Source organism: Mesorhizobium sp. B1-1-5 (genome assembly GCF_006443065.1).
In the GTDB taxonomy this organism is placed as follows: Bacteria; Pseudomonadota; Alphaproteobacteria; order Rhizobiales; family Rhizobiaceae; genus Mesorhizobium.
Genome location: NZ_VFWS01000701.1, coordinates 1 through 1,002, shown reverse-complemented (window position 1 = coordinate 1,002; position 1,002 = coordinate 1). Strand labels below are relative to the sequence as shown.

1 pseudogene is annotated in these 1,002 nt (G+C 63.7%); it reads left to right on the top strand.

The features are described 5' to 3' along the window. The first annotated feature begins 108 nt into the window (after positions 1 to 108). Positions 109 to 974 (top strand): annotated as a pseudogene (locus FJ980_RS34520) (LysR family transcriptional regulator). Positions 975 to 1,002 lie beyond the last annotated feature (28 nt).

Here is a 1,002-nt window from a genome sequence, read left to right as displayed (position 1 = left end):
CTCCTGATTGGCTTGTTGCAGGGCGTATCGATGTTTGCAGGCCGAATATGATTGCCTCACCAATGAATTGAAATTGACCATGTGTGCAGTTCTGATATTCAGTTGTGAATGGCTGATATCGACTGGAACCTGATCAAGAGCTTCGTCACGGTCGCTGAGACCGGCAGCCTGTCGGCCGCGGCGAGAAAGCTGTCGGCAAGCCAGCCGACGCTTGGCCGCCACATCTCGGAACTGGAACAGGCGCTCGGCGTCATCCTTTTCCGGCGCGGGCGAAGCGGCTACGCGCTGACGGAAGCCGGGGCCACTCTGTTAGAGCGCGGCAAGGCGGTGAGCGAGCAGGCGAGCGCTTTTTCACGGCTGGCGCTGGGTTCGGTCGAAGCGATCGAAGGGACGGTGCGCATCGGCTCGGCATCGAGGAGCCCGGCATCGAGGTCGAGATCGTCGCTTCCAACCAGGTCGAGAACCTGCTGCGCCGGGATGCCGACATCGCCATCCGCATGGTCAAGCCGACACAGAACGAGTTGGTGGCGCGCAAGGTCTGCGATATCGCGCTCTGCGCCTGTGCTTCCCTAGCCTATCTCGACCGGTGCGGCCGCCCGCGCGAGCCGGCCGACCTGCTCGACCACGCGCTGATCGGCTTCGACCGGAGCGACGAGATGATCCGAGGCTTTACGCATTTCGGCATATCGGTCACGCGGAACAGTTTTCGCTTCCGGGCCGACAACCAGATCGTGCTTTGGGAGGCGGTGCGGGCGGGAATCGGCATCGGCCTCGGCCAGGAGCCGCTGGCCAAGCGGGACCCCCTGGTGGAGGATGTGCTGCCGGGTCTGCCGCTGCCCAAGCTGCCGGTGTGGCTGGCCATGCATCGCGACGTGCGCACCAGCGTGCGCATCCGACGCGTGGCGGATTTCCTTCACGAGGAACTGAAACGCTATTCGGCCGGCGCCGCGTCGGGAGCTAATTCGGCGCGATGAGCTAATCCGGCCATCTGCAGGACTACGA